We start from the raw sequence: 25438 nt of genomic DNA on the forward strand, positions 1-25438 counted from the left end.
GCCGGGACCTGTCCTCCCCTGTGCTGACCCGGAGCCCCGAGCTCCCAGGGTCAGTCCCCACGGACCGTTTTTCCCCGAGCGGTCCGCCTCCCGCAGAAGATCTCCCCTCGGCAGCGCGAGTCAATCCCGGGATGTGGTCACTCGAACGAGCGGTGTTGCGTGGCAGAACCGCGTTTTCGAATACAGGTTCGATAGTCTGACGGAGTTCGACACGGGGCTCACACGAGCCAGTCCTACTCGGGGGAGAGAAGGGGGTGCCAGGGCCGATGGTGCGGCGCATCGACGTGACCGGAGCGGGTGGCGTACGCCTGGCTGCCTGGGAGTTCGCGGACCCGCCGAAGGGCCGCGCGGAAGGGGACCCCGCCCCGGGGGTCTTATTGCTCCACGGCCTGATGGGCCGGGCATCGCACTGGGCCTCGACGGCCCGGTGGCTCACCGAGCGGCACCGCGCGGTGGCGCTCGACCAGCGGGGGCACGGCCGCAGCGACAAACCCGCGGAAGGGCCGTTCACCCGCGACGCGTACGTGGCGGACGCCGAGGCCGCGATCGAACAACTCGGCCTCGCGCCCGTGACCCTGATCGGTCACGCGATGGGCGCCCTCACCGCCTGGCAGCTCGCGGCCAAGCGGCCCGACCTGGTCCAGGCCCTGATCATCTGTGACATGCGGGCCTCCGCGCTCGGCGCCGCGTCCCAGCGGGAGTGGGAGGAGTGGTTCCGCTCCTGGCCCGTCCCGTTCGCGACCCTGGCCGACGTCCGTAGGTGGTTCGGCGAGGACGATCCACGCGTCGAGCGGCCGAACCCGGCCCGCGGCGAGTTCTTCGCCGAGGTCATGGCGGAGCGGGCCGACGGCTGGCGCCCGGTGTTCTCCCGCCGGCAGATGCTCACGTCACGGGAGACGTGGGTCCACGACGCCCATTGGGAGGAGTTGGCCCAGGTCCGCTGCCCCACGCTGGTGGTCCGCGGCCTCGACGGCGAACTGGGCCGCGCGGAGGCCCAGGAGATGGTCCGCGTACTGCCCCGCGGCCAGTACGGCGAGGTGTCCGACGCGGGCCACCTGGTCCACTACGACTGCCCGTCCGGCTGGCGGACCGCGATCGAGCCGTTCCTGGACGGGGCCCTGACGCAGTGACAGCCCTCGGCCCGCTCGCGGCGTCGTCCCTCCCTCCCGGTCCGGCGGAGCTCCAGATCGCCGACATCCTGTCCGTGGACGCACGGGGCGCGGTGTGCGTCGTGCGCTGTGTGGCCGGCGTCGCCCGGGCCGGGCAGGCGTACGAGGGCGGGCGCCTGGTCCTCGATTCGATGGACCAGTACGGCCGGCCGGTGGACCGGGTGGATCCGCCGCACAGCGCGAAGGTGCGCCTCAACGGCGCGGGCGCGGACCGGATCCGCGAGCGCACCATCCTCTCCACGGACGGCCCGCGCCGCTTCGGGTACGTGGGCCCGCGCGCGATCTGGCATGCCGCCGAGGACGCCCCGGAGGGGCAAGTCATCCGCAGCAGCGACGACTTCCGGGAGTGGGCGGAGGCCCGGGAGCCGGCGGAGTGGGCGGAACCGTTCACGTACGTCGTCGACGAGGAAGGTTTCCTTCGGCTGGCCGCCCGGCGCGGTGAGCATGTCGCCTGTGCCGGGCGGGCCGCTGTCCGTGCGGCCGGGGAGGTCGCCTTCGGGCGGGACGGCGACGGCTGGGAGGTGGTCCAGGTCAGCAACCAGTCCACCGGCTACTGCCCCGACCCCGACTGCTGGCCGTCCGTCGCCGCCGCCCTCGACCGGGCCGGGATCCCGCGGCCCGCGCGGTTCACGCAGGAGATCGTCTTCCGCTGCTGCGCGGGCTGCACGGAGTTCAACATCGTGCGGGAGGACCACTTCGTGTGCGTCTTCTGCGGGGAGGACCTGCCGGGGCGGCGCGCCCCGGCGTGACGTCAGCTGAGCGGCTTGCGGGTCTGCTCGCGGACCTGAGCCGTCGTCTCGGCCGCCGCGTCGAGGTCGATGTCCTGCGGGGACTTCGCCGCCGTGGCGCCCGTGACCACCGTCACCGACGCGCTGGTGTTGTCGTCGGCCCAGGCGCAGATGGGCAACGAGCTGGTGCCGCCGCCGTCCTGTGCCATCGTCACGACCTGGCAGGTGATGGTGACCTGGGAGCCGGCCGGGGTGACGTCCGTCGCCGGCACGGCGAGCGTGGCGCCGTCCGCGGTGGCCGCGCCGTCGAGCATCTTCTCCCGGGCCGTGTCGGGGTTCTTGATGCGGCCGTGCATACCGGACAGCACCAGGACCCCGCCCTCCGACGCGGACGTGTACTGGGCCACCGTGGCCTGGGGGTCGCGGATGTCGGTCTCGTCGACCGGTGACGACTCGAGCTCCTTCTGCCGCTGGGCGGACTGGTCGTCGGCGAGCTCGTACTTCCCGTCGAGCAGGGTCTGCGGTGCGGTCAGCCCGTACTCGGCCGCCGGGTACGCGGTGCCGCCGCCCCCGCCGCCTCCGCCGCCCCCTCCGGCCGGCCGGAGGACATTGGACGCGAACCAGCCGAAGGCGAGGAGCCCGATGATCGACGCCATCACGATGACCACGTTCCTGGCGGTGTGGTCCTTCTTCGGCGGCTGGACCGGCGGGGCGTACGGGTAGGGCGAGGGAGCGCCCCACCCGCCCGCGGGCGGGTAAGGCTGCCCGCCGTTTCCGGCCTGCGGGGGCACGGGCGGGGCCGCGTGCCCCGGGTACGGCGGCTGCGGCTGCGGCGGCCCGCCGTATGGATTCGGCTGCTGCCCGTACGGATTCTGCGGCGTGGTCATGACCATGACGCTACGTCATGACCACCCGACCGGGTTCCCGGCACCGGCCCGGCTCATGTCTTGCTCAAGGTCCTGGTCAGCGAACCTGGGCAGCGCGTCTCCCGTACAGCCCGACGGCCGCCGACCGGCCCCCTGCCGGGGGTCGGGCGGCGGCCGTTCAGTGTTGCGGCGGCAGGCGGCGTGAGCCGGCCGGGGGCGGGGGGCGTCAGCCCTTGCTGACCGCCGTGAGGATCTCCGGCAGGCGCCTCGCCGTCTGCGGTGCCGCGAGCCGGACGCCCGCCCAGGTGAGCAATGCCCCGTACACGGCGCCCACCGGGAGCACCGTCCACTGGGTCTCGCTGCCGGAGCCGGCGGAGGCGTTCAGCATGATCGTGAGGACGATCACCGGTGCGCAGAGCAGCGCCGCCATGACCACGCCGCCGAAGATGGAGAGCCACGCCAGCCCGCCCTGCCCCGGGGCCACGTTCTTGTAGGCGCTGTCCTGCGGGATCGAGTACGGGAAACGGGCCGAGGCCACCGCGCCCGTCGCCAGCATCGCGCCGAGCAGGGCGAAGGACAGGCCGAGCGCCTCCGGCAGGTCGTGCCACTGACCGAGCGCCGCCGCCGTGAGCACCACGACGAGAACGGTGTACGGGAGGGTGATGACGAGCAGCGCCAGGGTCCGGGCGCGCAGTTCCTCGTACGCGTCACGCGTGGAGGAGATCGTCAGCGCCACCATCCAGAAGGCCGAGGTGTCCTGGCCGAACTGGTTGTACATCATCATGCCGAGCATCCAGGCGGCGAAGCACGCGAAGTAGATCGAGCCGGTGCCCTGGAGGGCGTTGAATATGGGCACGATCAGCCCGATGGCCAGCGACGACACCCAGGCGCCCTTGGTCTTCGGGTCGCGCCAGATGTACTTGAGGCTGCGCTGCATCACCGTGCCCGTGCGGCCCTCCGGCAGCAGCCGGTGCTGACCCGACGCGGTGCCCTTGCGGGTCGGCTCGGACGCCGCGGCCAGCGTGGACCCGTCCGGGGCGGTCATGAGCTTCGTCAGGCTGTGCCGCCAGGCGCGCAGCAGCAGGACGAGCGCCACCGCGGAGAGGGCGAGCTGGGCCAGGGCCCGGCCGTATGCGCCGTCGCTCGCCGAGTCCACCGCGCCGATCGCGGAGGCCGGCGGCACCCACCGTACGATCGCCGCCGCCGGGTCCAGTGCCGCAAGGCCGCCCGCGTCGCCGAGGCGCTGGGCGCCGAAGTTCACGAACTGGATGCCCACGGCGATCAAGAGTCCGCTGAGCACCGCCAGGTCGCGGCCCTTGCGGGAGGTGAGCAGCCGGATGTTCGCCGCCGCGACCGTGCGGGCGAGGGCCAGGCACACCAGCAGGGCGAGCGGGACGGCGACGAGGGACACCAGCGCCGCGACGACGCCGTGGGACAGCGCGAACGCCGAACCCACGACCATGCAGAGTGTGAACAGCGGGCCGATGCCCATCAGGGACGCGACGAGCAGCGCGGTCACCAGCGGCCCCGGCCGGAGCGGCAGCATCACCAGGCGCGTCGGGTCCAGGGTCTCGTCGCCGCTCGGGAAGAACAGCGGCAGCACCGCCCAGCCGAGCGCCAGCAGCCCTGTCAGGAGGACGACGAGCGACATGGCGTGCTCGTTGCCGCGCAGCATGATCAGGCCCAGCAGCTGGACGGCGGCGAGCAGCAGCACGAACACCATCGAGATGACGAACGCGGTCCTGCGGCCCGACGACTGGCGCAGCCCGTTGCGCAGCAGCGACAGCTTCAGACGTACGAAGACGGAGGTCAGGGACGCCGTACTCAACGCGCACCGCCGCCGAGCCAGTCCAGCGACTCCCCGTTGTCCCTGCCCTGCGCGCCGACCAGTTCGAGGAACGCGGCCTGGAGCGACGGGGCGTCGCCACGGACCTCGGCCAGCGGGCCCTGCGCGCGGATCGTGCCGGCCGCCATGACCGCCACCCAGTCGCACAGCGACTCGACCAGCTCCATCACATGGCTGGAGAAGACGACGGTCGCGCCGGAGGCGGTGTACCGCTCGAGGACCCCGCGGATCGTCTGCGCGGACACCGGGTCGACGCCCTCGAACGGCTCGTCGAGGAACAGGACTTCCGGGTTGTGCAGCAGTGCCGCAGCCAGGCCGATCTTCTTGCGCATGCCGGTCGAGTAGTCGACGACCAGTTTGTGCTGCGCGCCCGCAAGGTCCAGCACGTCCAGCAGCTGACCGGCGCGCTTGTCGACCTCGTCGCCCGGCAGGCCGCGCAACCGGCCGTTGTAGGCGAGCAGTTCGCGGCCGGACAGCCGCTCGAACAGCCTCAGGCCCTCCGGCAGGACGCCGATGCGCGACTTGACCTCGACCGGGTCGCGCCATACGTCGTGTCCCGCGACCTGGACCCGGCCCTGGTCCGGGCGGAGCAGGCCGGTGACCATCGACAGAGTCGTGGTCTTGCCCGCGCCGTTCGGTCCGACCAGGCCGATGAAGCTGCCGGCCGGCAGGGTCAGATCGATCCCCGCGACGGCGATCTGCTCGCCGAACCGCTTCCACAGACCTTCGACTTGCACTGCGGGCGGTGCCGTCCGCACCCCGCCCGCCTCCTCAACTGCCTGGTCCGGCATGTGTTCCGCGCCTTTCGGAGTCCCCGTACGTGCCTTGCGGCACAGGTGTACGGGTCCACCCTACGGACGCCCGGGTGCGGGGCGGCCGGCCTGTCCCCGCCCCCCGCCTCCTCCGGGCATCCGCTCGGCGCTGCCGCTATCCCTGGCGCACCCGCCCCGACGCCGCTTCCCTGCCGCACGCGTACGCGAGCGGGCTGATGAGCTCCTCGGCGTCCGGGAGCCAGCGGTTGGCCGGGGTGGGGCGGCGCGCCCACTGCACGGCGCCGTGCCCGCCGATCCGGGTGGGCGGGGCGGCGACGTAGTGGCCCTCGCCACGGGTGACCAGGTCGAGGGAGCTCGGGAGCCAGCCCAGGTTCCTGATCAGCTCGGGGGCCTTGAGCGCCGCGCCCGGCAGTACGAAGAACAGCATCCGGCGGTCGGGAGTGCACGTCACGGGGCCGAGAGGCAGATCCATCCGCTCCATGCGCGCGAGCGCCAGGAAGCCCGCCGAATCGGAGACCTCGATGGCGTCGAAGGTGCGGCCGGTGGGCAGCAGGATCGAGGCCGTCGGTTGCTTGGTCCACATCCGGCGCGCGGCGGTGGCGCTGCCCGTCGCCTGGTTCGCCCAGTCCGGGCGGCCGGCGTGCGCGCCGGGAAGGGGGCAGCGCAGGTCGCCGCACGAGCAGCGCTGCCCCCCTTCGACGGCCTCCAGCCAGGTGCCGGGGAACACGTCCCAGTGCCTCTCGTCCGCGTACCGCACAGCGCTGTCCAGCAGTTTCTCGCCTCGCTGCTGGGGGATCCGGGCGGCTTCCGTGACTGCCATGGTCTCTTCCACGACACACTCAACTACCGCCGCAACGACGGGTTACGGGGCGTGATGCGGTGGGCGGTGGAGCATCGATCCTGCACGTGGGGCGCACGGGTGCACGACCGGGGGCGCGCACGGGCCGGGGGCCGTACGGGCGGGTAGGAGTGCGGGGCGCGCACGTCAGCGGCCGCGACCGGGCCGCGCCACGGCAAAAGCGAACCAACCCGACCAACCCTGCATTCTCCGTATATCAGCCGGGCATTGATCAACTCATTGATCAACATCAGGGGGTAGTTCATGGCAGCCAGGCCTCTCGTCGTCCGCCAGCCGAACGAACGGCTTCAGGCGCTCATCCAGGAAGCCGGATGCTCGAACGCCGGGCTGGCCCGGCGCGTCAACATGGTCGGCGCCGAGCGCGGCCTCGACCTGCGCTACGACAAGACGTCCGTCGCCCGGTGGCTGCGCGGCCAGCAGCCGCGCGGCCGGGCGCCGGGCATCATCGCGGAGGCGATCGGCCGCAAGCTCGGGCGCACGGTCACGATCGACGAGATCGGCATGGCGAACGGCAAGAACCTCGCCACCGGCGTCGGCCTCCAGTTCGCGCCGACGGTCGTCGGGGCGATCGAGCAGGTCTGCGAGCTGTGGCGGAGCGACGTGGGCCGCCGGGACTTCCTGTCGGGCTCCGCGGTCGCCGCGTCCGCTCTCGTGGAGCCGAGCCGCGACTGGCTGATCACGGGAGCGGACACCCAGGTGGCCCGCACCGCCGGGGCGCGGGTCGGCCCGCCCGACGTCGACGCGGTCCGGGCGATGACCGCCGCGCTGACGGAGATGGACCACCGCTTCGGCAGCGGCCATGTGCGGCCGGTCGTCGTGCACTACCTGAACAGCGTGGTCTCGGGGATGCTGTCCGGTTCGTACCGGGAGGCGGTCGGGCGGGAGCTGTTCGCCGCCGCGGCGCGGCTGACGGAGCTCGCCGGCTACATGGCCGTGGACACCGGTCAGCCGGGGCTCGCCCAGCGGTACTACATCCAGGCGCTGCGTCTGGCGCAGGCCGCCGGTGACAGGGGGTACGGCGGCTATGTGCTGGCCGCCTCGATGAGCCACCTGGCGGCTGAGCTCGGCAACCCGCGCGAGATCGCCCAGCTCGCCCGCGCGGCGCAGGAAGGGGCGCGGGGGCGGGTCACCCCGCGGGTGCAGGCCATGTTCCACGCGGCGGAGGCGCGCGGGCACGCCCTCCTCGGCGACGCCCGCACCTGCCACGAGGCGGCCGGCCGGGCGCTCGCCGCGCTGGAGCGGGCCGAGCCGGACAGCGGCGACGACCCGGACTGGATCACCCACTTCGACGGCGCGTATCTGGCGGACGAACTGGCGCACTGCCACCGCGACCTCGGTGAGGCGCAGAGCGCGGCGCGCTACGCCTCGCAGGCGCTGGAGGGCCACCCGGAGTCGCGGGCCCGCCGACGGGCGATCGGCCTGGTCCTGCTGGCCTCCGCGCAGGTGCAGCAGCGCGAGGTGGAACAGGCCTGCTACACGGGCACGCGGGCGGTGGAGCTGCTGGACACCCTGCGCTCGAGCAGGGGCGCGGAGTATCTCGACGACCTTCAGTTGCGGCTGGAGCCGTACGCGGAGGAGCCGTCGGTACGGGAGTTCGCCACCCGGCTGGAACTGCGCGCCGCGGCCTGACGTCGAGCGGGGCGCGGGAGGCGCGAGTGGCGGGTGGTGCACAAGGGCTTTCTCCCAGGAACGGAAGGGGAGTTGTGTCCGCATCTTGTTACCGCTCCGGCACGTGTGTGCGGACCACTCCGGGCACCCGGTAGCGTGAGCCGACGATCGCAGTAGGTCCACACGTAGGAGTCCCGGTGACGCACAGCGGACAGGGTGACGAGCAGCGGCTACCCGCCGCGCGGCCCGCGCACGAAGGCGTCGTGCTGCCCGCCGACGGCAGTGAGCCCCTCATACCGGGCGCGGCAGGCGCACAGACGGCTCCGGCGGGTGGGCAGCCGTGGGGGGAGCCGTGGGGCCCGCAGCAGTCGGCTCCCGCGCCCGGCGCCGCGTACGGATACCCGGGCCCGCCGCCCGCCGGCGGCGGCGCGCCTCAGGGGTACGGCTACCCGGCCCCCGTGCAGCCCGGCGGCTACGGCTACCCGGCCGCCCCGCCGCAGCCGGGCGGTTACGGCCACCCCGGCGGCCCGGCGCAGGCCGGCCCCCAGGGCTACCCGGCCCCCGCGCAGGCCGCTCCGCAGAACCACCCCGGCGGTCCCGCTCAGCAGGCCGGCTACGGGGCTCCCGGTACGCCGCCGCAGCAGGCGGACGCGCATCACGGGCGGGGCGCCCACGCCGCCCCGCCGGCGGGCCCCGCGCCCGCCGGGCAGGGCCACTACCCGGCGGGGGGCGGGCACCAGGGGCAGCCGTCGTACGGCGCGCAGGTGCCGGCGGTACCGCAGCCGGGTGTGCACCGGCAGCCGCTCCCGCCGCAGGACGCCCCGGCGGCGCAGTCCTCCGCCCCTCAGGGTCCGGACGCCTACGGGCGGTACCCGGAAGCCCCTCAGGACGCCGGCCGTGCCGGGTTCGGCGGGCCGGGTGCGGGGGCGCAGCCCTTCCAGCCCGCTCAGGGCCCGCAGGCCCCTGCACCGCACGACCCGTACTCGCAGAGCGGCTCCCCGCAGGCCGCCGGCCCGAACGCGCCGAGCGGCTTCCCTCAGGCCGCGCCGCACACCGCCGGGGGCGACGCCGACGCCACGCAGTACATCGCGCCCGTCGCGCCCGGTGCGCTGCCGCCGGAGATGCCCGCGGAGTCGACCACGTTCCTCGGCACGGGCCCTCTGGCGTCCGGCGCCGCGCAGGGCGGTGCGCCGGAGGGGGCCGGCCAGGTCTCCGACTCCGACGCCACCCAGTACATCGCCCCGGTGCCCGGCGGGGCCGTGCCGCCCGCTCCCCCCGGGCAGCCGTTCGGCATCCGCCCCGGTGCCCCCGGGGACCGGCAGCCGCCCGCCGAGTTCGACAGCCTGTTCCGCTCCGAGGGGCAGGGTGCGCAGACGGCGGACGCCACCCAGCAGATGCCCCGCTTCGAGGAACCGCCCGGTCACGGTCATCCGCAGGACCGCCGGCCGGCGGCCCGGTACGAGCCGCACTACGACCCGGAGCCGGAGCCGCGCCGCCGGTCCCTGGCGCCGGTGGTCGCCGCGCTCGTCGTCGGGTGCGCCGTCCTCGGACTCGGCGTCGGCGCCGTGATGTTCAGCGACGGGGACGAGCCGAAGGACCCGGGCCCGGACAAGAACGTCGCGGCCGACGTCCCGGCGCCCAGCGAGGCGAGCCCCACCACGCAGGCCGCCGACCCCGCGGAGCCGCAGGCGAAGGAGCTCGACAAGCTCCTCGCGGACAGCAACAACAGCCGTGACGCGGTCATCCGTTCCGTGGAGAACATCAAGGTCTGCAAGAACCTGGACCAGGCCACCGCCGACCTGAAGGGCGCGGCGCAGCAGCGCCGGAGCCTGGTGACGCGGCTGGGCACCCTGTCCGTCGACAAGCTGCCCCGCAACGCCGAGTTGACCGCCTCGTTGGTCAAGGCGTGGCAGGCGTCCGCCTCCGCCGACGACCACTACGCGGCCTGGGCGCAGCAGGTCAAGGGCAAGAAGGGCTGCAAGGACGGCAAGGCGCGGGTGACCAGCCGCACGGCCCAGGCCAACGCGGCGAGCGGAGAGGCCACGGCGGCGAAGAACGCGGCGTCGCCGCTGTGGAACTCCATCGCCCGCGAGTACGGCCTGACGGAGCGCCGCAGCAGCCAGCTCTGACGACGAGGCCCCGGCCTGCTTCCCCGTGGGGAGCTGGCCGGGGCGCCGGACGGCGGGTGCGGGGTCCCGGTCGCCCTACGAGGCGTCCATCAGGGTCCGGCCGACGTCCACGAAGTCCTTCCGCTGCGTCACCAGCCGTCCGTCGCGCACCACTTGGAACGTCACACTGCTGTTGACGATCCTCGGGTAGCGGGAAGCACCGAGCATGTCCTCGTAGCTCCACCGCAGGGCCGGAGTCAGGCCGTCGGTCGACACCTCCACCCCCTGGTCGAGGGCGTGCGAGATGTTGCCGGGGGTGATCTGGTCGCTGTCGATCGAGCGGACGACCTTGTTGAGGACGTTGTACGCGATCCACGTGGTCTGCACGCCCGCGTCGGCCGGGTCGATCCTGTTGTCGCCGAACGCGTGGGTCCGGACCACGTCGCGCATCCGGTCCCAGCGGGCGTCGCTCGCGTCGGGGTACCAGCCCGTGATGTAGGCGCCCTCGTAAGGGCCGTTGCGTCCGCCGGTGCGGTCGATGAGGGGCTGGCCGACGCTGCCCATCACGGACGAGATCCGGACCTGCCGTCCGTCCTCGGGCAGCCGCCGGTAGGAGTCGAAGAATGTTTCCGTACGTTCGCCGAGCGCGGCCGTGACACAGCCCGGCCGGTCGCCGTCGGACGCGGTCGTGGTCCAGGCCGGCTCCGCCGCCTGCCTGCGTGCCCGCCGTGCGTCGTCGGAGTAGTCGGTGGCGTCGTCGGCGGCGAGGATGTCCGCCGACTCCCGGGCCTTGCCGCGGGCCAGGCCCGCGTTGAGGAGGTCGGGCAGGTCGTCGCCGGCGAGGCTGTCCGGCCGTACGAGCGCGACCTTGTCGCAGACGTCAGCGAGCTGCTGGCCGTTCCCGGCGAGCAGGGCGGCCTGACCGCCGTTGACGGGGTAGGACAGATAGCTGGTGAACTCCTCGTCGGAGATGCCGAATCCGCCGATGAAGGGGATGCCCGCTGCCTCCAGGGGAGCCATGAAAGCGTCGCCGTACTGGCTGTAGGAGCCGACCACCGCGGCCGCGCCTTCCTTGACGGCGCGCCGGGCGCAGGTGGCCGCGCCCTGGGGGGTGTTCTGCTCGTTGCAGGTGATGACCCGCAGCTCGTGGCCGTCGATGCCGCCCTGCGCCTCTGCCCAGCGGGCGTAGGCCTTGGCCATGGCGGGCATGCCGGGCATATTGGTTGCTTTGGTGTCTTCCGGGGCGAAGGTCATGACGGTGACGGGCTCCCTGGAGCCCCCCGGATCTCCAGGGAGTACGCCACAGCCGGCGATGAGCGACGCCCCGGTCGCCACCACCGCCGTACACGCGGTACGGACTGAGAAGGTCTTGGACGGGCGAGGGGAGGAGGGACGACGCCTACCGGTCATGACTGTGCACGCTTCCGGTTCCAGGTAACGGCACAGTGAGCATGGTTCAACGGCGGGTGACGTCCAGGTGAATTGCAGGGGGGCGTTCGGGCGGACGGAAAGGGAACGTACGATCGAAGGCGTGCAGCAAGGTTCGGTCAACCCTTCCCGTCGCGGCCGTCGCTCCTCCACCATGGGCGGCATGCCGCTCAACGACATGCCCTGGTGGCGCTGGCGCAGCAACGTGCGCTCGGCGCTGCACATGCTTTCCGACCCCGTCTTCCATCAGGAGTGCTGGCTGGCGGGGCGCGAGGGATACGGCGACGTCACCGACGCCGTCTACCGTCTGGTCGAGGACACCTGGCTGGACAACTGGTCCGCGGAGAAGTACGTCGGGACGATCTTCCGCGACTCCGGCGAGGCCGCGCTCGTCGACGTCGCCGTGCTCCGGGTGCTGCGGATCATGCACCAGGTCGGCGCCGATGCCCCGGTCTCCGCGTACATGGAGCACCACGGCTGGCCGGAGGCCGTGCGAGCGGCGCGGGACGCGCACGTCCGGATGGCCACGAGCGACGGGGAGGACCCCGACACCCCGCCGCGTTCCCTCGAGGTGCTGCGGATCATGACGCGGTCCGTCTGACGGACGTGGTCCTGGCCGGACGGCCGGATGTGGCAGGCTACAAGGATGACCGACCAGTACGTCCTGACGCTCTCCTGTCCTGACAAACAGGGCATCGTGCACGCCGTCTCGAGCTATCTGTTCATCACCGGCTGCAACATCGAGGACAGCCAGCAGTTCGGTGACCGGGACACTGGTCTGTTCTTCATGCGGGTCCACTTCTCCGCCGAGGCCCCGGTGACGGTCGACAAGCTGCGCGCCAGCTTCGCCGCCGTCGGCGACGCGTTCCAGATGGACTGGCAGATCCATCTCGCCGACGAGCGGATGCGGATCGTGCTGATGGTCAGCAAATTCGGGCACTGCCTGAACGACCTGCTGTTCCGTTCCCGTACCGGCGCCCTGCCCGTCGAGATCGCGGCCGTCGTCTCCAACCACACCGACTTCGCCGAGCTCGTCGCCTCCTACGACGTCCCGTTCCACCACATTCCGGTCACCAAGGACAACAAGGCGGCCGCCGAGGCGCAGCTCCTGGACCTGGTGCACGCCGAGCAGGTGGAGCTGGTCGTCCTCGCCCGCTACATGCAGGTGCTCTCCGACGACCTCTGCAAGCAGCTCAGCGGCCGGATCATCAACATCCACCACTCCTTCCTGCCGAGCTTCAAGGGCGCCAAGCCCTACCACCAGGCGCACGCCCGTGGTGTGAAGCTCATCGGCGCGACCGCCCACTATGTGACGGCCGACCTCGACGAGGGCCCGATCATCGAGCAGGAGGTCGAACGCGTCGGCCACGAGGTCACCCCGGAACAGCTGGTCGCGGTCGGCCGCGACGTGGAGTGCCAGGCGCTGGCCCGCGCGGTGAAGTGGCACGCCGAGCACCGCATCCTGCTCAACGGCCGCAGGACCGTCGTCTTCGCCTGACGGGTGTGTCCGTGACCGCGCCCTACCCGTGGACCGGGGTACCGCACAGGTCGTCCAGGACGAACGCCTTCTCCTCGTTCTGGAGCTGACGTTCCGCCTCCAGCTGCATGAGCAGCCGGTCCAGCAGCGCCTTGTCCCGGGGGCGGACGACGAACTCCAGCACCGCCCGGTAGAACGCGTCGCGCAAGGTCGGCGGCATCGCGTCGGAGGCGTCGAAGCAGATCCGGCTCGCCGAGCGGAACAACCGCTGGACGTCCCTGGTGGCGGACGGCTCCGCCGCGAGTGCCGTGGCGCCCGGGAAGAACGGTCGCTCACCGGGCAGCGCCGCGGCCGCCCAGCTCTTACGGGCCTCCTCGGAGGTGAGCCGGTCGAGCAGGTCCCAGGCGGCCGCACTGCTCCTGAACACCGCGGCCATGTCGCCCGACACCTCGAAGGCGTTCTCGTCCTCCTCGTCCTCCTCCGCGGCCGTCAGCCTGTCCAGGTAGTCGGCGGTCGGCAGGGGCCGCACGTCGTCGCCGTAGTGCCTGCGGATGAAGGAGCCCTGGTGCTCATGGGTGCAGTCACCGCGGTTCAGGAGTCCGTGGCGGCGGTCGCCGATCACGGCGAAGTCGTGCAGCCACCGGGCGTCGGGGGTGCGCCCGTCCGCGGTGAGCATCCGTGCCCACTCCTCCCACACTGCGCGGGTCTCCTCCCAGGGCATCCTGCCCGTGGCCCATTCCTCGTACTTCGCCGAGCCCCTGCGCTGAAGCATCAGGTCCTCGATCCAGTCGGTGCCCGGCCAGCCGGAGGTGGCGCCGGAGCCGAGTCCCACGCACCACACGGGAGCGGAGTCCGCCACCTCCCTCCTGCTCCACACCAGCGACTTGAGGTCCACCCGGATGGGAGCCCAGTAGGCGCGGGTCCGTGCCTGGCCGCCCGCGTCCTGGACCGTGACGGTGGGCGCCCACGGGGTGACGGCGGCCCCCGCGACATGTTCCGGCAGCGGACGGAGATCGCCCGCCCTGGCGTACTCGGCCAGCTCACCGGGGCTGTTGAGGATCGCCACGTCCGGCGGCGCGCCGGCCTGGAGCTGGGCGACGAGGGTCTCGCGCAGCGAGCGGGTGCCCTTGTAGACGTAACGGTTCCCGGTCTGCTGCCCGATGCTCTTCAGCGCTTGTACGAAAGGCTTCTCCTCGCCGTCGGTCCACGGGCCGAGCACGACCAGGGTGCGTTCCTCCGGCGGGCCGCCGCCGCACCCTGCCGTGGCCACGGCGAGCAGAACTCCCGCGAGCAGCGTTCTCAGGCCCCTGCGTCTCCTCATGGGTTCCTCACGCGTCGGTGGACGTCCGTCGGGTGCGGGCCGCCGGGTACGGCCTGCCGTAGAGGTGGAGCGTGACGCCGCAGGCGATGGCCCCGAGTCCCGCGGCCGGCACGGTGATGCCCGCCGTGAGCGACCAGCCGTCCGGGTCCGCCACGCTCATCCGCGCGTACGCGGCGTCCGCCGCCCGCTCGATCGCCCGCGGGGCGGCCTCGTCCGCTTCCACCTCCGCCAGTTCGGCTACCTTCGCGTGCACATCGTGCTGGGCTTCGTGCTCCTGGGCGCCGCCGAACGCCAGCAGCAACGGCGTCACCAGCACCGGCAGCGCGCCCGCCGCCAGCTGGAGGCTGACGAGCCGCAGCCGGTCCCGCAGGAACACCGCCGTGCCGACCGTCATGAAGCCGAACAGCGCGGTCGTGACCACGGCCGCTCCGGCGGCTGTCAGCGTCAGGGGGCTCCATGCGGCGAGGTCGCCGCTCTCCTGCCGCAGCAGGCTCTCCATCTTCTCGATCCGGTCCAGCACGGTGGTCGGTTCCTGCTGCTCCTCCGGACTCGTGCCCGGGCTGCCGAGCAGTCCCGCCGCGTACTCGACACCGGCCGTGCGCAGCAGTTCGCTGGACCGGTTGCGGTCCGCCCAGGCGATCTTGTCCCCGTAGGCGACGACGAGCCCGGACACCACCCGCAGCTCCTGTTCCTGTCCCCGGCCGAGGGCACCGGTCTGGGCGACCCGGTTCAGGCTCTGCGACGCCTCCGTCAGCCGGGAGCGGTACGTCTCGCCGAGCTCGACCCGGCCGGCGTGCCCGGTCCTCAGCAACCGCAGCTCGGCCTGCTCCCGCGCCAGGACCAGCGACGTGCGGGCCTGCGCCAGTCCTTCCAGCGCCGGCACCGACCGGTGGCGCAGCCGGTCCGAGCGATCGTGCACGTCGCTGTACGCGGCGGCGCACAGCGCGAGCGCGACGAGCGCCAGGGCGGGCAGCACCAGCATCCGGCGTCGCAGGAACGCGGCCGTCGCCCGCCGCCCCCCGGGTCCCCGTCCGGTGGCCCGCGCCCACAGCCCGGGCCCGAGGATCCGCCAGGCCCTGATCCACGGGGCGGGCTTCGTCGCCGGCGGCCGGCGCACCGCCGTGACGGGGCGCCGCCACAGCGCGGCCACCTTTCGCCGCGCGGACGGCCGCACGTCACTCCCGCCGGCCTTCCCTCCGGCGGCGTCCGCCGGCGGGCCGGTGTACGGGCGCGTGGTCATGAACGACCCCCGAGGGTCAGGCGGCGCAGCCAGGGGCCGCGGTCGTGGTGGCGGGCATGGCGCAGACCGAGCGGGCGGGTGCTGTACGCGTTGTCGAGGAGCGCCTCCGCCAGTGCGGCGCCCTCGGCGGTGTCCGTGTCCGGTACCTGTTTCGCCAGTTGGCGGTAGCTCGCGGACAACTGCTCGCGCAGTTCCCGTTCGGTCCGCGGGAGCGGGACGGCCGCCGGCAGCGCGGCGCGCACCTGCTCGAGCACGCCGCCGCCCTGCGACCGCACCAGCTCCAGCAGTTGCTCCAGCAGCTCCGCGGTAAGCCGTTCCTGCGCCTGCCGGTCGGTGAGCCCCTCGTGGCCCGCGAGCCGGTGCAGGGCGGCGTGGGCGCGTACCGCGGAGGCGACCGTGGGCGTGCCGGCGTGGATGCGCACCATCGCCGTCCGCGCGGCCGTGCGGTGCCGCGAGTCGGGCGGCACACCGTCGAGGGAGGCCAGCGCGCGGTCGGGGCTGTGCCGGGCGAGATGGATACGGGCCAGCCCGAACGCGGCGGCGCCGAGCGCGTGGTTGCGCCGCCACACCGCGTCGTAGAACAGCATGGCCTGCTGCTCGTGCGCCTCACGCGCCGCCGGTGCCTCGGGCGCGGAGGCCCGCTCGCCGGTCCGCCACTCGTCGGCGAGCTTCTCGTGGCAGTAGCCGAGGGCGAGCTTGGGCGCGTACTCGCCGGGGATCGCCGCGTACACGGTGTCGAAGCAGTTCAGCGCCCGGTGCAGGCGGCCGTGGGCCAGCTGCGCCAGACCCTGGTGCCAGTCCAGGCGCCAGTCGTAGCGGGCCCGGTCGCCGAGCAGCCGCCCGGCCCTCTCCAGCTCCACCGCGGCGGTCACCAGTTCCTTGTCACGGCCGTGCCGGCGGACACCGGCCAGCTCCAGATGGAGCCGGCAGCGCAGCAGATGCAGCTCCGGCGACGGCAGCCACTCGTCGCTGAGCTGGAGCAGACCGGCCGGGTCGTCGTAGGAGGTGCGCTGGAGTTCCTTCCAGTTGGGGTCCCGCACGTCGGCCTTCGGCACCGGCAGGGCCACCGCGGCCTCCGCAGGCTCCGGCACATGGGCGCCCAGCCGGTCGGCCGTGCCGTCGGCCCGCCAGCGCTCCAGCGGCGGCGGCTTGCCCAGCCGGCCGTCCAGCGCGATCGCGGCCGAGTGGAACAGCGGGGACGGCTCGAACGTCTCCTCGTCCAGTCGCAGCGACCGCAGTTCGCGCAGCACACCGCGCAGCTGGACGGCCATCTCCTGCGCGGAGGCGTAGCGCCGCCTCGGGTCGGTGGCCGTGGCACGTGCGAGGGCGCGCCGGAGCGATTCGGTGCCGAGGTCGGACGGCGGCGCCGGGTCCTTGGCGAGCAGCTCACCGAGGACGGCGCCGACGGTGTACAGGTCGCCCGCGGTGGTCATCCCGCCGCCGGGTCCGCTCTCCGGCGGCCGGTGGCTGACGGGTCCCGGTGCTCGAGGTTCGCGTACGCCCGCGACGTCGATGAGTTTGATGCCGGTGCCGCAGTGCAGGACGTTGGTGAGCGACAGGTCGCCGTAGACCAGTTTCTCCTCCTGGTGCAGGTGGTCGAAGGCCTCCAGTACGAGCAGCCCGTACACGACGATGAACTCGCGGACCCGTGGCCCGGCGAACGGCTCGACGCCGCGGGCGATGCGGGAGCCGACCCACGACAGGGACGCCCCGTCGGCGAACTCCATCACGATGAACTCGGCCGACGTCGGCTCGTGGCGCGCGTAGTTGACCACCCGGATGACCGAGGGATGGTTGAGGCTGACGAGCCGCAGCCGCTCCTGGTGGGCCTGGAGCACGGCCGCCGGATCACCGGGGTCGAGGATGCCCTTGAGCGCGACGGGACGGTTCTCCAGGAGCAGATCGCGGGCGAGATACACCTTGCCGTGGCTGCCCTGCCCGATGGGCCCCACCACCTCGTACTGCTGGTGCAGCCGCTCGCCGCCCGCGAGGCGGTCCCCGGCCTGCTCGGTGACCAGTGCGTCCGGGTCGCGCACGGCGACGGACGGCAGGTCGGTCAGTCCGTCACCGGGCGGCCCGACGACGAACTCCCGGGGCCCCGCCGGACCGGTGAGCTCCTGCTCGGCCGTCTCCGCGTCGAGCAGCGCCGACTCGATGTCGACGGCGCAGCGGAACAGGGCGTGCGGCTGTTCCGGGGAAGCGTTCAACGGGCCTGCCGGGCCGAGCTGTTCCAGCATCCGGCGCAGTCGCGGGGCCAGGGCGGCGGGCCGCCGGCCGGACAGCTGCCGCAGCCGCTGCTCCGTCTCCGCGAGCCGGCTCACCCGCGTGCCGAGCCGTTCGGTGCGGCGGGCGGCCCAGTCGGGGCCGAGGAGTTCGTCGCGCACCCGGGCGAGGAGGGGTGAGCGAGGGTCGCTGAAGACGAGCAGGAGCCGGCTCCGGCCGCGGGCGAGGAGCGCGGAGAGGAGCCGCAGCATCTCGTCGTCGGTGGAGGCCGACCGGTCGACGGACAGGAAGGCGGCGATCAGCGGCGGGCTCTCGGCCGCGATCCGTCCGACCAGGTCCCCGTCCGCGTCGCCGACACCGGCCGGCGGGCCGTCCGGGAGGGGGTCGAGGCCGATACGGTCCGCCGCGTCCCTGGCCAGTTCCGCCACGGTGCGGTTCGTCGCGTCGACCGCGATGTCGATGCTGCCCGCCTGCGGCTCAGCCGCGACCTGCCCCGGGCCCGTCGCGCTGCCGTGGGCGGACGGCGCGTCCGGAGGGCTCTGCTCACGGTCGGCCAGGGTGAGCACCGATCTGACCGTGTGCAGCAGGTCGTGCTCCCCCTCGCCGGCGAACACGGGCTCCACCGGGTCGGTGTCCGGGGCGCCGTCGAGCCAGCGCGTCAGCCGGCGGTGCAGTCCCGGGACACGTCCGGAGGCGGTCCTGTCGTGGTCGACCGCGACGTCGTGCGACACGGCCGGCTTCCCCGTGACCGTCAGCCCCAGCCGTTCCAGCGGCAGGTGCTTCAGCACCGTCTCGGTCGGGATCATGTACGCGTGGTCCCGGCGCACCCGCGCCTGCGGCGTGCCGAACTGGTGCGCCACGATGCCGATGACCCGTCGCGAACGGCTGTGCACGACGGCGCATCCGCTGTAGCCGCGCCGCACCACGTACGGCGCGTTCAGCGCGTCGAGCTGCACCCACTCCGGCGTCGGCGCGGGACCGCCGCGCCCCATCAGCCGGGCGTCCAGGTGCTCCCCGCCGGGCAGGTCCTCCGGATATCCGGTGAAATGCACCATGTCGCCGCGTGCGGGGATCTGCCGGTGCAGGACGGCGTGCGGGACCGCCGGTTCCTGGTCCAGCTTGAGCAGCGCCAGGTCCCCGCCGAACTGGCCCGTCGGCATGACCAGGTACTCCCTCAGCAACCGGGCCCGCAGGGGCTCGGTGGTGTTTCCGGCCGGGGCGTGGGGTACGTCGACGTAGACCTCCTCCAGCGGGGTGCGGATGCCGGAGGAGTCCGGGCGCATCAGGACGACATGGGCGCAGGTGAGCACCAGGCCGCCGGGGAGCAGCACCCCGGCGCCGAGCGGCCGGCCCGCCCGATCCGGTCCGCGGAGCAGACGTACCCGCCAACTCTCTTCATGTATCTGGGAGTTGGATGTGCGAATCGGCTCGCTCATACTGCTCACGATAACTACGGGAGACGGGGGACGCGATGGCTGAGCGTGACGAAACGGCGGTCGTGGGGCTGGCTGAGGTCATAGGGCAGGTCCGTGACGAGCTCGAGCGGGCCCAACGCGCGGGCGAGGGACGCGATCTGCGGTTCAGCGTGGAGAGCGTGCATCTGGAGTTCGCGGTGCAGGTGCGCCGGGAGGGCAGCGGGCGGGCCGAGCTGCGGATCGGGGTGCTGACGGCCGGCGGCGGCGGCTCCGCGGCGCGCGACACGACGCACACCATCCAGGTGGAGCTGAAGCCGCACGGACCCGACGGCGACCCGAACATCAGCGTCGGCGGCGAGTGACGCGGCACGGACCACCGTCGGCCGGGGCGTGACGCACCGCGCGTACCGCCCGCGGTTCAGCCGGTCACCAGCGCCTCGCCCACGCTCGTACGGGCATAGAGCACCACGCGACCCGTACGGTGCGCGCTGACCAGACCGGCCGCGCGCATCGCCGTGAGGTGCTGCGACACACCGCCCGCCGACAGGCCGGTACGGCGGGCGAGGTCGGTGGTCGACGCCGGGGCCGCGAGCTCGGCCAGCAGCAGGGCCCTGCTGCGGCCCAGCACACCCGCCAGGGCGTCCGAGAGCGGCTCCGCCCGCGCTTCCCACAGGGTGGCGGTGCCCCGCGGCGGGTAGCGCAGAGTGGGCTGCCAGTCCGGGCTGTCCACGTCGGAGAAGATCCGCGGCCCGCCGAAGACCGAAGGCACCAGGACCAGCCCGCGGCCGTCCAGACGCCGTTCACCGCGCACACAGCGGTGCATCACCTGCAACGTCCCCGAGTCCCAGGTGACGCGCGGATCGAGGTCGTCGAAGAGACGCCGGGCACCGCCCTCGGCGAGGCGCTTGGCGCGGTAGAGGATGTCGCCCTCGACCACGGTGAGGATCCGCGGCCAGTACGGGGCCATCGCCACCTCCCAGTAGGCGGCGATCACGTCCGCGAGCCGCCCGAGACCGCGATCCGGGTCCGCGCGCAGTGCGGCGACCCCCTCCCTCGCGGCGGGCGTCGTCGTACGGAGCAGTTCGTGCGGCATGGAACGCAGCGCCGCCAACTCCACGTCGAGCGAGGGCTGCGGGGTCATGGGCGGCGCCACCAGGAAGCCGGGGACGCCGGCCGGCGGCGGGCCGATGAGCGAGGACAGCGGGGCGAGGTCCAGCTTCGCGGCGGCGAGGGCGGGCCGTACCCGCTCCGCCCACGGCCGGTGCGCACCCGGCCCGGTGTCCCTGAGCACCCGCACGCTCGCGACGACCTCCCACAGCGGGGACACGGCGAAGCGTATGCGGGCCACGTCCTCGGCGGAGAAACCGATCTCCAGGGTGCCGCCCTCCGGGCGGCTCTCCAGCACCATTCGGCCGAGGCTAAATCATTGGAGCCCGACGCGGAGTCCGGGGCAGCGTACGGACCATGACCAGCGACAGTCCCTGGCGCTCCCGTGACTTCCGCACACTCTTCACGGCCACCGCCTTCAGCCAGCTCGGCACCAACATCGGCTACGTCGCCGTCCCGCTGATCGCCGTGTCCGCGCTCGACGCGAGCGCGGGCGAGGTCGGTCTGCTGGCGACGCTGAGCACGGTCGCGTTCCTCCTCATCGGCCTGCCGGCCGGTGCCTGGGTGGACCGGATGCGCCACCGCCGGGTGCTGATCACCGCGGACCTGGTGCGGGCCGCTCTGTTCGCCTCGGTGCCGTCCGCCTGGGCGCTGGACGCCCTCACCCTGGAACACCTCTACGCGGTCGTCCTGCTGAACGGCTGCGCCACGGTCTTCTTCGACGTCGGCTCGCAGAGCATCCTGCCCCGGCTGGTGGGCCGCGAGAGCCTGGTAAGGGCGAACGCCGCCGTGGTGAGCCTCCAGGCTGCGGGCAATGTGGCGGGCCGGGGTGCGGGCGGCGGGATCGTACAGATGTTCACGGCGCCGGTGGCCGTCATCGGCGTCGGCGTCCTCTACCTCGCCTCGGCCGTCCGTCTCGCGCTGCCGTCGGCGGGCCGTACCCGCAGGGAGACGGACGGCGTCGTGCCGCAGAGGGCGGACGGAGGGCGCGCCGCGTCGCGCGGGGGACTGGCGGCGCAGATCGCGGAGGGACTGCGGCACGTCCTGCGCAACGCCGAGCTCCGCGCACTCGCCCTCACCGCGTCCCTCACCAACCTCGGTTCACAGATCGTCAACACGCTCCTGCCGGTCCTGTTCACCCGCGAACTCGGCCTGTCCGCCGGTGTGCTCGGCCTCTACTGGGCGGCGGGCGGCGCCGGCATCCTCCTCGGCGCGCGCTGTGCCCGCCCCGTGGCCCGCCGTTTCGGCCACGGCCGTACCCTCGGCGTCGCGGGACTGGTGATGGCGCCGACCGCGCTGCTCGTGCCGCTCATCGACCGCGGCCCCTGGCTGTGGCTCGCCGGGGCGGGATGGATGCTGGTGACCTTCAAGATCGGCGTCGACAACGTCCTCGGTGTGAGCCTGCGCCAACGGCTCACGCCGGACCCGCTGCTCGGCCGGATGAACGCCACCTTCCGCTTCATGCTCACCGGCGCGATCGCCGTCGGCTCGGCCGTGGCCGGACTGATCGGTGAACTCGCGGGTCTGCGCGTCGCGATGTGGGTGGGCGCGGGCTGCCTCACGCTCGCCTTCCTGCCCGTTTTCCTCTCCCCGGTGCGCCGCCGCAAGGAACTGCCGCAGCCGTGGGCCCCTGCCCGGCCGGCGGGCAGCCCGCCGAAGGAGCGGACGCCCGGCGCCTAGGCTCTTTCGTCCGGGACCACCCGAACCCGCCCCGCGCCGACGGAGGCCGGCCCCGGAACCAGGGAACCGGCCCCTGACTTGGGGCGATCCGGCAGTGGTTCTCCTAGAGCCGGCTCAGAGCCGCCGCCGCGAACAGCACGTCACGGATGGCCTGGCGGTCGCCGTCCTGGCCCGCGGCGGCCTCCTCCGGGGAGACGTGTCCGGCCACCAGCTTGCAGAACTCGACGCCGTCCAGGGCCACTTGCGCGACCGACTTGTCCGGTGAGCCGACCGCCGCAGGCGAGTCCAGGGCGATGTACCAACTGCCGCCGCCGGAGCCCTCGACCTCCAGATGGAGCGACCGTCCGGGCGCGCCCGCCGCGACCAGATGCTGCGGCGGCGCCGCCAGCCCCGCGCGCCTGCGCTCCGCGAGGGCCGCGGGCAGCAGCCGCGCCGCGAGGTCGATCATCCGGTTGAGGTGGGCGCCGCTCGGCGGTGCGTACGGGTAGTCCACCGCGTCGGCGATGTCGTCCGCGTGGATCCAGCACTCGAAGGCCCGGTCGAGCAGCGCGTCCCGCAGCGGAAGCGCGAAGGAGCCGTACGAGACGGACATTTCGGCGGCGCCGGGACCGGCGAACGACACGGTGCGGATCAGGTCGTGGCTCTGGTCGCGCCACGGTTCGCGGATCGTGGCGGTGGGCGGCAGTTCCCTGTCGTCCCAGAACGCCTCGGTGCGCGCGGTCGGCAGGAGCGGTGCGTGCGGCCCCAGCGGGTCGTCGAGCCCCATCGCGCCGGCCACTATGCCGTCGACGGTCAGCAGGTGCCCGATGACACCGGCCACGGTCGTGCGGCGGCTCATCCGGCGTTCGCCCTCGAACCACTTGAGCCGCACCGGCGCGTGCCACTCCGAGTCCCCGATGTCCCGGAGCAGCGCGTCGAGCCTCGCGGTCTCCGCGTCGTACGGATCGGCCCAGGCGGGCACGGGGATACGAGCCGGTCTGCGGCCCAGGCAGTTCTCCAGCACCCGGAAGCGCAGCAGCGGGTCGAGGTCGAGGTCCCGGTCGGTGTGCAGCAGCCCGACCGCGTCACGCAGCCGCAGGGCCTCCTCCGCGCACGGGGCGCAGTCGCCGAGGTGCTCCTCGACGGCCGCGGTCTCCTCCGCGGAGCACGCGGACAGGGCCCAGGCGCCGAGCAGGGACTTCAGCACGCCGTGCGAGGGGGCGGCGGGGGCGGGGGCTTCGGGAGCGGCGGGTGTGTCACCGGCCGCCGGATCGCCGGTGGTGGACGCGCCGTTCACCGAGCGGTTCCCGGAGCCGTCGACCGTGCCGTCCGACCCGCTGTCCGCCGCGTTGTCGGTCGTGCCGGACCCGGCCACTGGGCAGGGGCCGTCCATTGCGTCGGCGGGTCCGCCGCCGGGAGCCGGCTCCGGAGGAACGGGCGGTGCCGGCCGGTACGCGTCCGGACGGAGGTCGTCCGCCGCGGCGCGCGGGGACGGTATGCGCGGCACGCCCCGCACCTCTTCCCCGTCGTCACCGCCGTCCAGGGGGCCGTTCACAGCGCTCGTCCGTACCCGGGCGGTGACGAGCCCTCGAGTGAGCGGGTGTGCGCCGTCGCCAGCAGTTGCAGGCCCAGCCTCAGCCGCCGACGGGCCTCGTCCTCCGTGACGCCGAGGTCGGCGGCGGTCTGGCGGTAGTCCCTGCGCTGGAAGTACGCCAGCTCCAGCGCGGCGCGCAGCGGGGCGGGCATGGACGTCACGATGTAGTCGGCCCTGGCCGCGACGGCGGCCCTGCGCACCTTCTGCTCCAGTTCCTCCGCCGTGCCCCCGCCGCCCTCGGCGAGCGCCGCCGCCTCGCTCTGCCGCAGCCGGTGCACGGCCTGGCTGTTGGTGAGGCGTGCCACCCAGGAGCGCATGGAGCCCTGCTTGGGGTCGTAGGCGTCCGGATTTTCCCATATGTACCCGAAGACTTCGCGGGTGACCTGGTCGGCGGCCTCCTCGTCGTCGAGTACGCGATGGGCCTGGCTGTGCACGAGCGCGGCGAACTTGTCGTACAGCTCACCGAGCGCCGCGGCCTCGCCGCGGGCCAGTCGCTGCTGCATCCTGCGGTCCCAGCGCGGTGGTGCGTCCTTCGCCATACCGCCCCCAAGCTCTGCGCTCGCTCCGTGCCTGTTGCCTCTGCCCTCGTGACTGTTGCTCATTCGAATGTAGTGCGCCGGACGAAATACGCACGTGCCTTTGCGTCAAGTACGCCCCTGCCGGCGTCCGGGATGGTAGGGCCGCGTCCGGGGAAGAACCCCCTGGGGGCGAGTGGAAACGCACTCCGTGACGAATGTCGCGTTTCAGCGACGGACGGTCGGGCAGCGGCAGTGGAAGGACAGCTTCCGGTCTTCTGTGACCGGCCTTAGGAGGGGTCCAACGTGGTGATGCTCAAGGTGGCCGAGTCCCGGCAGGGCGCGTGGACCGTGCTGCACGTACGCGGGGAGCTCGATCTCGTGTCCTCGCCGGTCGTGCGCCAGCGGGTCCACGACGCCGTCGCCGCCGGTCACCACGACGTCGTGCTGGACCTCTCCGAGGTGTTCTTCTGTGATTCCAGCGGCGTCGGCGTGCTGATCGCCGCGCGGCGGCTGATGCGTTCGTGCCGGGGCCGGCTGCGGCTGATCCTCCCGGCGCGCGGCGCGGAGGACGGGTCGCACGTCAACCGGGTGCTGGGGGCTTTGGGTGTGCGCCGTCTCTTCGAGGTCTACGCGGACACCGGTTCGGCGACGGACGACGGGGCGCAGCCGCTGACCGCGTGACGCCGGGCGGGCCCGCGAGGAACTCCCGTCGGCCGTAAGCCCGCACGCGCGCCCCGTGCCCCGTGTGCGCGCCCCTGTACGCCCCGTCGCACTCCCGTCACCTGCGCTTTGCCCAGCCGTTGCCGCCGTGCAATTGCCCGGGTGCGTACACACCTCCGCCTCCGGGGCTTTACGCTCCCCGCATGGACAGCGCAGAGTACGAGCGGAAGATCGCTTCCCGCTTCGCCGCTTTCGATCAGGACGGCAACGGCTACATCGACCGCGAGGACTTCAGTTCGGCCGCGGCCAAGCTGCTCGCCGAGTTCTCCGTCACGGCCCGGTCCGACAAGGGACAGGACCTCTACAGCGGCGCGGAGGCGTTCTGGCAGGGTATGGCCGGGATCGCCGACGTGGACGGCGACCAGCGGGTGACCCGCCAGGAGTTCGTGACGAGCGCGGTCAAGAGACTGCGCGACAACCCGAAACGCTTCGGCGAGATCGCCCGCCCGTTCGTGCACGCCGTGATCAGGGTCGCCGACGAGGACGGCCGCGGCGTCACGCCCGCGGCCGTGGAACGCGTGCTCGGCGCGCTCGGCGTCGACGCGGGCGTCGCGGCGGCGGCCGGGGCGGCGCTGGACGCGGACGGGGACGGGCGGATCACCGAGGACGACGTACTGACCGCGTTCGCCGCGTATTACGTCACACCCGAGCCCGACTGACGTTCCGGGGGCGGGGCCGCCCAACCGGGGGGGCCGCCCGCCCCCGCGGTGGGGGGGGGGGGCCCGCCCCCCGGCCGGCGGGGGGGGGGGGGGGGCCGCCCCCCCCCCCCCCCCCCCCCC

Annotated in this window: 21 protein-coding genes; 10 read left to right on the forward strand and 11 right to left on the reverse strand. The window is 73.3% G+C overall.

The features are described 5' to 3' along the window. The first annotated feature begins 266 nt into the window (after positions 1 to 266). Both ACWGH4_RS09050 and ACWGH4_RS09055 read left to right on the forward strand, forming a co-directional pair. Positions 267 to 1130 (forward strand): alpha/beta fold hydrolase, encoded by an 864-nt coding sequence (locus ACWGH4_RS09050; protein WP_453457663.1) that lies wholly within the window; start codon positions 267 to 269, stop codon positions 1128 to 1130. Beyond that, entirely contained in the window at positions 1127 to 1918 is a 792-nt protein-coding gene (locus tag ACWGH4_RS09055) for a hypothetical protein (RefSeq protein ID WP_453457666.1), read from the forward strand. Before ACWGH4_RS09050 ends, ACWGH4_RS09055 begins: the two co-directional genes overlap by 4 nt. Positions 1919 to 1920: 2 nt before the next feature. Here the strand turns inward: ACWGH4_RS09055 and ACWGH4_RS09060 are convergent, their stop codons facing one another. The 4 genes from ACWGH4_RS09060 to ACWGH4_RS09075 form a co-directional block, all read right to left on the reverse strand. After that, positions 1921 to 2784, reverse strand: coding sequence for a hypothetical protein (locus ACWGH4_RS09060; RefSeq protein WP_453457669.1), 864 nt, complete (start codon positions 2782 to 2784; stop codon positions 1921 to 1923). A 205-nt stretch (positions 2785 to 2989) separates the two neighbouring features. Further along, positions 2990 to 4612: a transporter gene (locus tag ACWGH4_RS09065; protein WP_441265211.1), complete on the reverse strand. Its 1623-nt coding sequence runs from the start codon at positions 4610 to 4612 to the stop codon at positions 2990 to 2992. Continuing rightward, positions 4588 to 5400: an ABC transporter ATP-binding protein gene (locus tag ACWGH4_RS09070; protein WP_453457672.1), complete on the reverse strand. Its 813-nt coding sequence runs from the start codon at positions 5398 to 5400 to the stop codon at positions 4588 to 4590. Before ACWGH4_RS09070 ends, ACWGH4_RS09065 begins: the two co-directional genes overlap by 25 nt. A 136-nt stretch (positions 5401 to 5536) precedes the next feature. Further along, positions 5537 to 6202: a bifunctional DNA primase/polymerase gene (locus ACWGH4_RS09075; RefSeq protein ID WP_453457674.1), complete on the reverse strand. Its 666-nt coding sequence runs from the start codon at positions 6200 to 6202 to the stop codon at positions 5537 to 5539. 282 nt (positions 6203 to 6484) lie between these two features. Between ACWGH4_RS09075 and ACWGH4_RS09080 the strand changes: the two genes are divergently transcribed. Beyond that, positions 6485 to 7870 carry a transcriptional regulator gene (locus tag ACWGH4_RS09080; protein ID WP_453457677.1) on the forward strand — a complete coding sequence of 462 codons (1386 nt, stop codon included), beginning with the start codon at positions 6485 to 6487 and terminating at the stop codon, positions 7868 to 7870. 176 nt (positions 7871 to 8046) lie between these two features. Then, positions 8047 to 9978, forward strand: coding sequence for a hypothetical protein (locus ACWGH4_RS09085; protein WP_453457680.1), 1932 nt, complete (start codon positions 8047 to 8049; stop codon positions 9976 to 9978). A gap of 75 nt (positions 9979 to 10053) precedes the next feature. Here the strand turns inward: ACWGH4_RS09085 and ACWGH4_RS09090 are convergent, their stop codons facing one another. Further along, entirely contained in the window at positions 10054 to 11367 is a 1314-nt protein-coding gene (locus tag ACWGH4_RS09090; RefSeq protein ID WP_453457683.1) for an ABC transporter substrate-binding protein, read from the reverse strand. Between the two features lie 172 nt (positions 11368 to 11539). Between ACWGH4_RS09090 and ACWGH4_RS09095 the strand changes: the two genes are divergently transcribed. Further along, complete coding sequence (locus ACWGH4_RS09095) at positions 11540 to 11986, forward strand: SCO4402 family protein (protein ID WP_453457714.1); 447 nt, start codon at positions 11540 to 11542, stop codon at positions 11984 to 11986. A 45-nt stretch (positions 11987 to 12031) separates the two neighbouring features. Beyond that, positions 12032 to 12883: a formyltetrahydrofolate deformylase gene (purU, locus tag ACWGH4_RS09100; RefSeq protein WP_453457686.1), complete on the forward strand. Its 852-nt coding sequence runs from the start codon at positions 12032 to 12034 to the stop codon at positions 12881 to 12883. A 22-nt stretch (positions 12884 to 12905) separates the two neighbouring features. On the opposite strand, the gene ACWGH4_RS09105 is transcribed toward purU, so the two are convergent. The 3 genes from ACWGH4_RS09105 to ACWGH4_RS09115 are packed head-to-tail and all read right to left on the reverse strand — an operon-like array spanning position 12906 to position 19082. Beyond that, on the reverse strand, positions 12906 to 14183 hold the full coding sequence (locus tag ACWGH4_RS09105) for an extracellular solute-binding protein (RefSeq protein ID WP_453457689.1): 1278 nt from the start codon (positions 14181 to 14183) through the stop codon (positions 12906 to 12908). 7 nt (positions 14184 to 14190) lie between these two features. Then, the gene (locus ACWGH4_RS09110; protein WP_453457692.1) at positions 14191 to 15423 is read right to left on the reverse strand and encodes a hypothetical protein; all 1233 of its coding nucleotides are present in this window, start codon (positions 15421 to 15423) and stop codon (positions 14191 to 14193) included. After that, entirely contained in the window at positions 15420 to 19082 is a 3663-nt protein-coding gene (locus tag ACWGH4_RS09115) for a tetratricopeptide repeat protein (RefSeq protein WP_453457695.1), read from the reverse strand. The genes ACWGH4_RS09110 and ACWGH4_RS09115 overlap by 4 nt, the downstream gene beginning before the upstream one ends. Positions 19083 to 19117: 35 nt before the next feature. Here ACWGH4_RS09115 and ACWGH4_RS09120 point away from each other — a divergent pair, with 35 nt between their 5' ends. Further along, positions 19118 to 19423: a trypco2 family protein gene (locus tag ACWGH4_RS09120; protein ID WP_159690790.1), complete on the forward strand. Its 306-nt coding sequence runs from the start codon at positions 19118 to 19120 to the stop codon at positions 19421 to 19423. A 56-nt stretch (positions 19424 to 19479) separates the two neighbouring features. On the opposite strand, the gene ACWGH4_RS09125 is transcribed toward ACWGH4_RS09120, so the two are convergent. Then, the gene (locus ACWGH4_RS09125; RefSeq protein ID WP_453457700.1) at positions 19480 to 20469 is read right to left on the reverse strand and encodes an ArsR/SmtB family transcription factor; all 990 of its coding nucleotides are present in this window, start codon (positions 20467 to 20469) and stop codon (positions 19480 to 19482) included. A 56-nt stretch (positions 20470 to 20525) separates the two neighbouring features. Here ACWGH4_RS09125 and ACWGH4_RS09130 point away from each other — a divergent pair, with 56 nt between their 5' ends. Then, positions 20526 to 21848 carry an MFS transporter gene (locus ACWGH4_RS09130; RefSeq protein ID WP_453457703.1) on the forward strand — a complete coding sequence of 441 codons (1323 nt, stop codon included), beginning with the start codon at positions 20526 to 20528 and terminating at the stop codon, positions 21846 to 21848. A gap of 103 nt (positions 21849 to 21951) precedes the next feature. Here the strand turns inward: ACWGH4_RS09130 and ACWGH4_RS09135 are convergent, their stop codons facing one another. After that, a complete protein-coding gene (locus ACWGH4_RS09135) occupies positions 21952 to 23382 on the reverse strand; it encodes a maleylpyruvate isomerase N-terminal domain-containing protein (protein WP_453457706.1) in 1431 nt (476 codons plus the stop codon). After that, positions 23379 to 23960: a sigma-70 family RNA polymerase sigma factor gene (locus tag ACWGH4_RS09140; protein ID WP_364599567.1), complete on the reverse strand. Its 582-nt coding sequence runs from the start codon at positions 23958 to 23960 to the stop codon at positions 23379 to 23381. Before ACWGH4_RS09140 ends, ACWGH4_RS09135 begins: the two co-directional genes overlap by 4 nt. 285 nt (positions 23961 to 24245) lie before the next feature. Here ACWGH4_RS09140 and ACWGH4_RS09145 point away from each other — a divergent pair, with 285 nt between their 5' ends. Further along, entirely contained in the window at positions 24246 to 24620 is a 375-nt protein-coding gene (locus ACWGH4_RS09145) for an STAS domain-containing protein (RefSeq protein WP_159695137.1), read from the forward strand. Between the two features lie 182 nt (positions 24621 to 24802). Then, a complete protein-coding gene (locus ACWGH4_RS09150; protein ID WP_453457710.1) occupies positions 24803 to 25318 on the forward strand; it encodes an EF-hand domain-containing protein in 516 nt (171 codons plus the stop codon). Positions 25319 to 25438: the final 120 nt, after the last annotated feature.

Source organism: Streptomyces sp. NPDC054847, assembly GCF_053610925.1.

Excerpts from the sequence above, each read along its gene's own strand:
- ACWGH4_RS09105 (WP_453457689.1), bottom strand. The coding sequence starts at position 14,183 with ATGAGGAGACGCAGGGGCCTGAGAACGCTGCTCGCGGGAGTTCTGCTC.
- ACWGH4_RS09075 (WP_453457674.1), bottom strand. The coding sequence starts at position 6,202 with ATGGCAGTCACGGAAGCCGCCCGGATCCCCCAGCAGCGAGGCGAGAAA.
- ACWGH4_RS09150 (WP_453457710.1), top strand. The coding sequence starts at position 24,803 with ATGGACAGCGCAGAGTACGAGCGGAAGATCGCTTCCCGCTTCGCCGCT.
- ACWGH4_RS09095 (WP_453457714.1), top strand. The coding sequence starts at position 11,540 with ATGGGCGGCATGCCGCTCAACGACATGCCCTGGTGGCGCTGGCGCAGC.
- ACWGH4_RS09115 (WP_453457695.1), bottom strand. The coding sequence starts at position 19,082 with ATGAGCGAGCCGATTCGCACATCCAACTCCCAGATACATGAAGAGAGT.
- purU (WP_453457686.1), top strand. The coding sequence starts at position 12,032 with ATGACCGACCAGTACGTCCTGACGCTCTCCTGTCCTGACAAACAGGGC.
- ACWGH4_RS09120 (WP_159690790.1), top strand. The coding sequence starts at position 19,118 with ATGGCTGAGCGTGACGAAACGGCGGTCGTGGGGCTGGCTGAGGTCATA.
- ACWGH4_RS09050 (WP_453457663.1), top strand. The coding sequence starts at position 267 with ATGGTGCGGCGCATCGACGTGACCGGAGCGGGTGGCGTACGCCTGGCT.
- ACWGH4_RS09140 (WP_364599567.1), bottom strand. The coding sequence starts at position 23,960 with ATGGCGAAGGACGCACCACCGCGCTGGGACCGCAGGATGCAGCAGCGA.
- ACWGH4_RS09080 (WP_453457677.1), top strand. The coding sequence starts at position 6,485 with ATGGCAGCCAGGCCTCTCGTCGTCCGCCAGCCGAACGAACGGCTTCAG.
- ACWGH4_RS09125 (WP_453457700.1), bottom strand. The coding sequence starts at position 20,469 with ATGGTGCTGGAGAGCCGCCCGGAGGGCGGCACCCTGGAGATCGGTTTC.
- ACWGH4_RS09060 (WP_453457669.1), bottom strand. The coding sequence starts at position 2,784 with ATGACCACGCCGCAGAATCCGTACGGGCAGCAGCCGAATCCATACGGC.
- ACWGH4_RS09090 (WP_453457683.1), bottom strand. The coding sequence starts at position 11,367 with ATGACCGGTAGGCGTCGTCCCTCCTCCCCTCGCCCGTCCAAGACCTTC.
- ACWGH4_RS09130 (WP_453457703.1), top strand. The coding sequence starts at position 20,526 with ATGACCAGCGACAGTCCCTGGCGCTCCCGTGACTTCCGCACACTCTTC.
- ACWGH4_RS09110 (WP_453457692.1), bottom strand. The coding sequence starts at position 15,423 with ATGACCACGCGCCCGTACACCGGCCCGCCGGCGGACGCCGCCGGAGGG.
- ACWGH4_RS09070 (WP_453457672.1), bottom strand. The coding sequence starts at position 5,400 with ATGCCGGACCAGGCAGTTGAGGAGGCGGGCGGGGTGCGGACGGCACCG.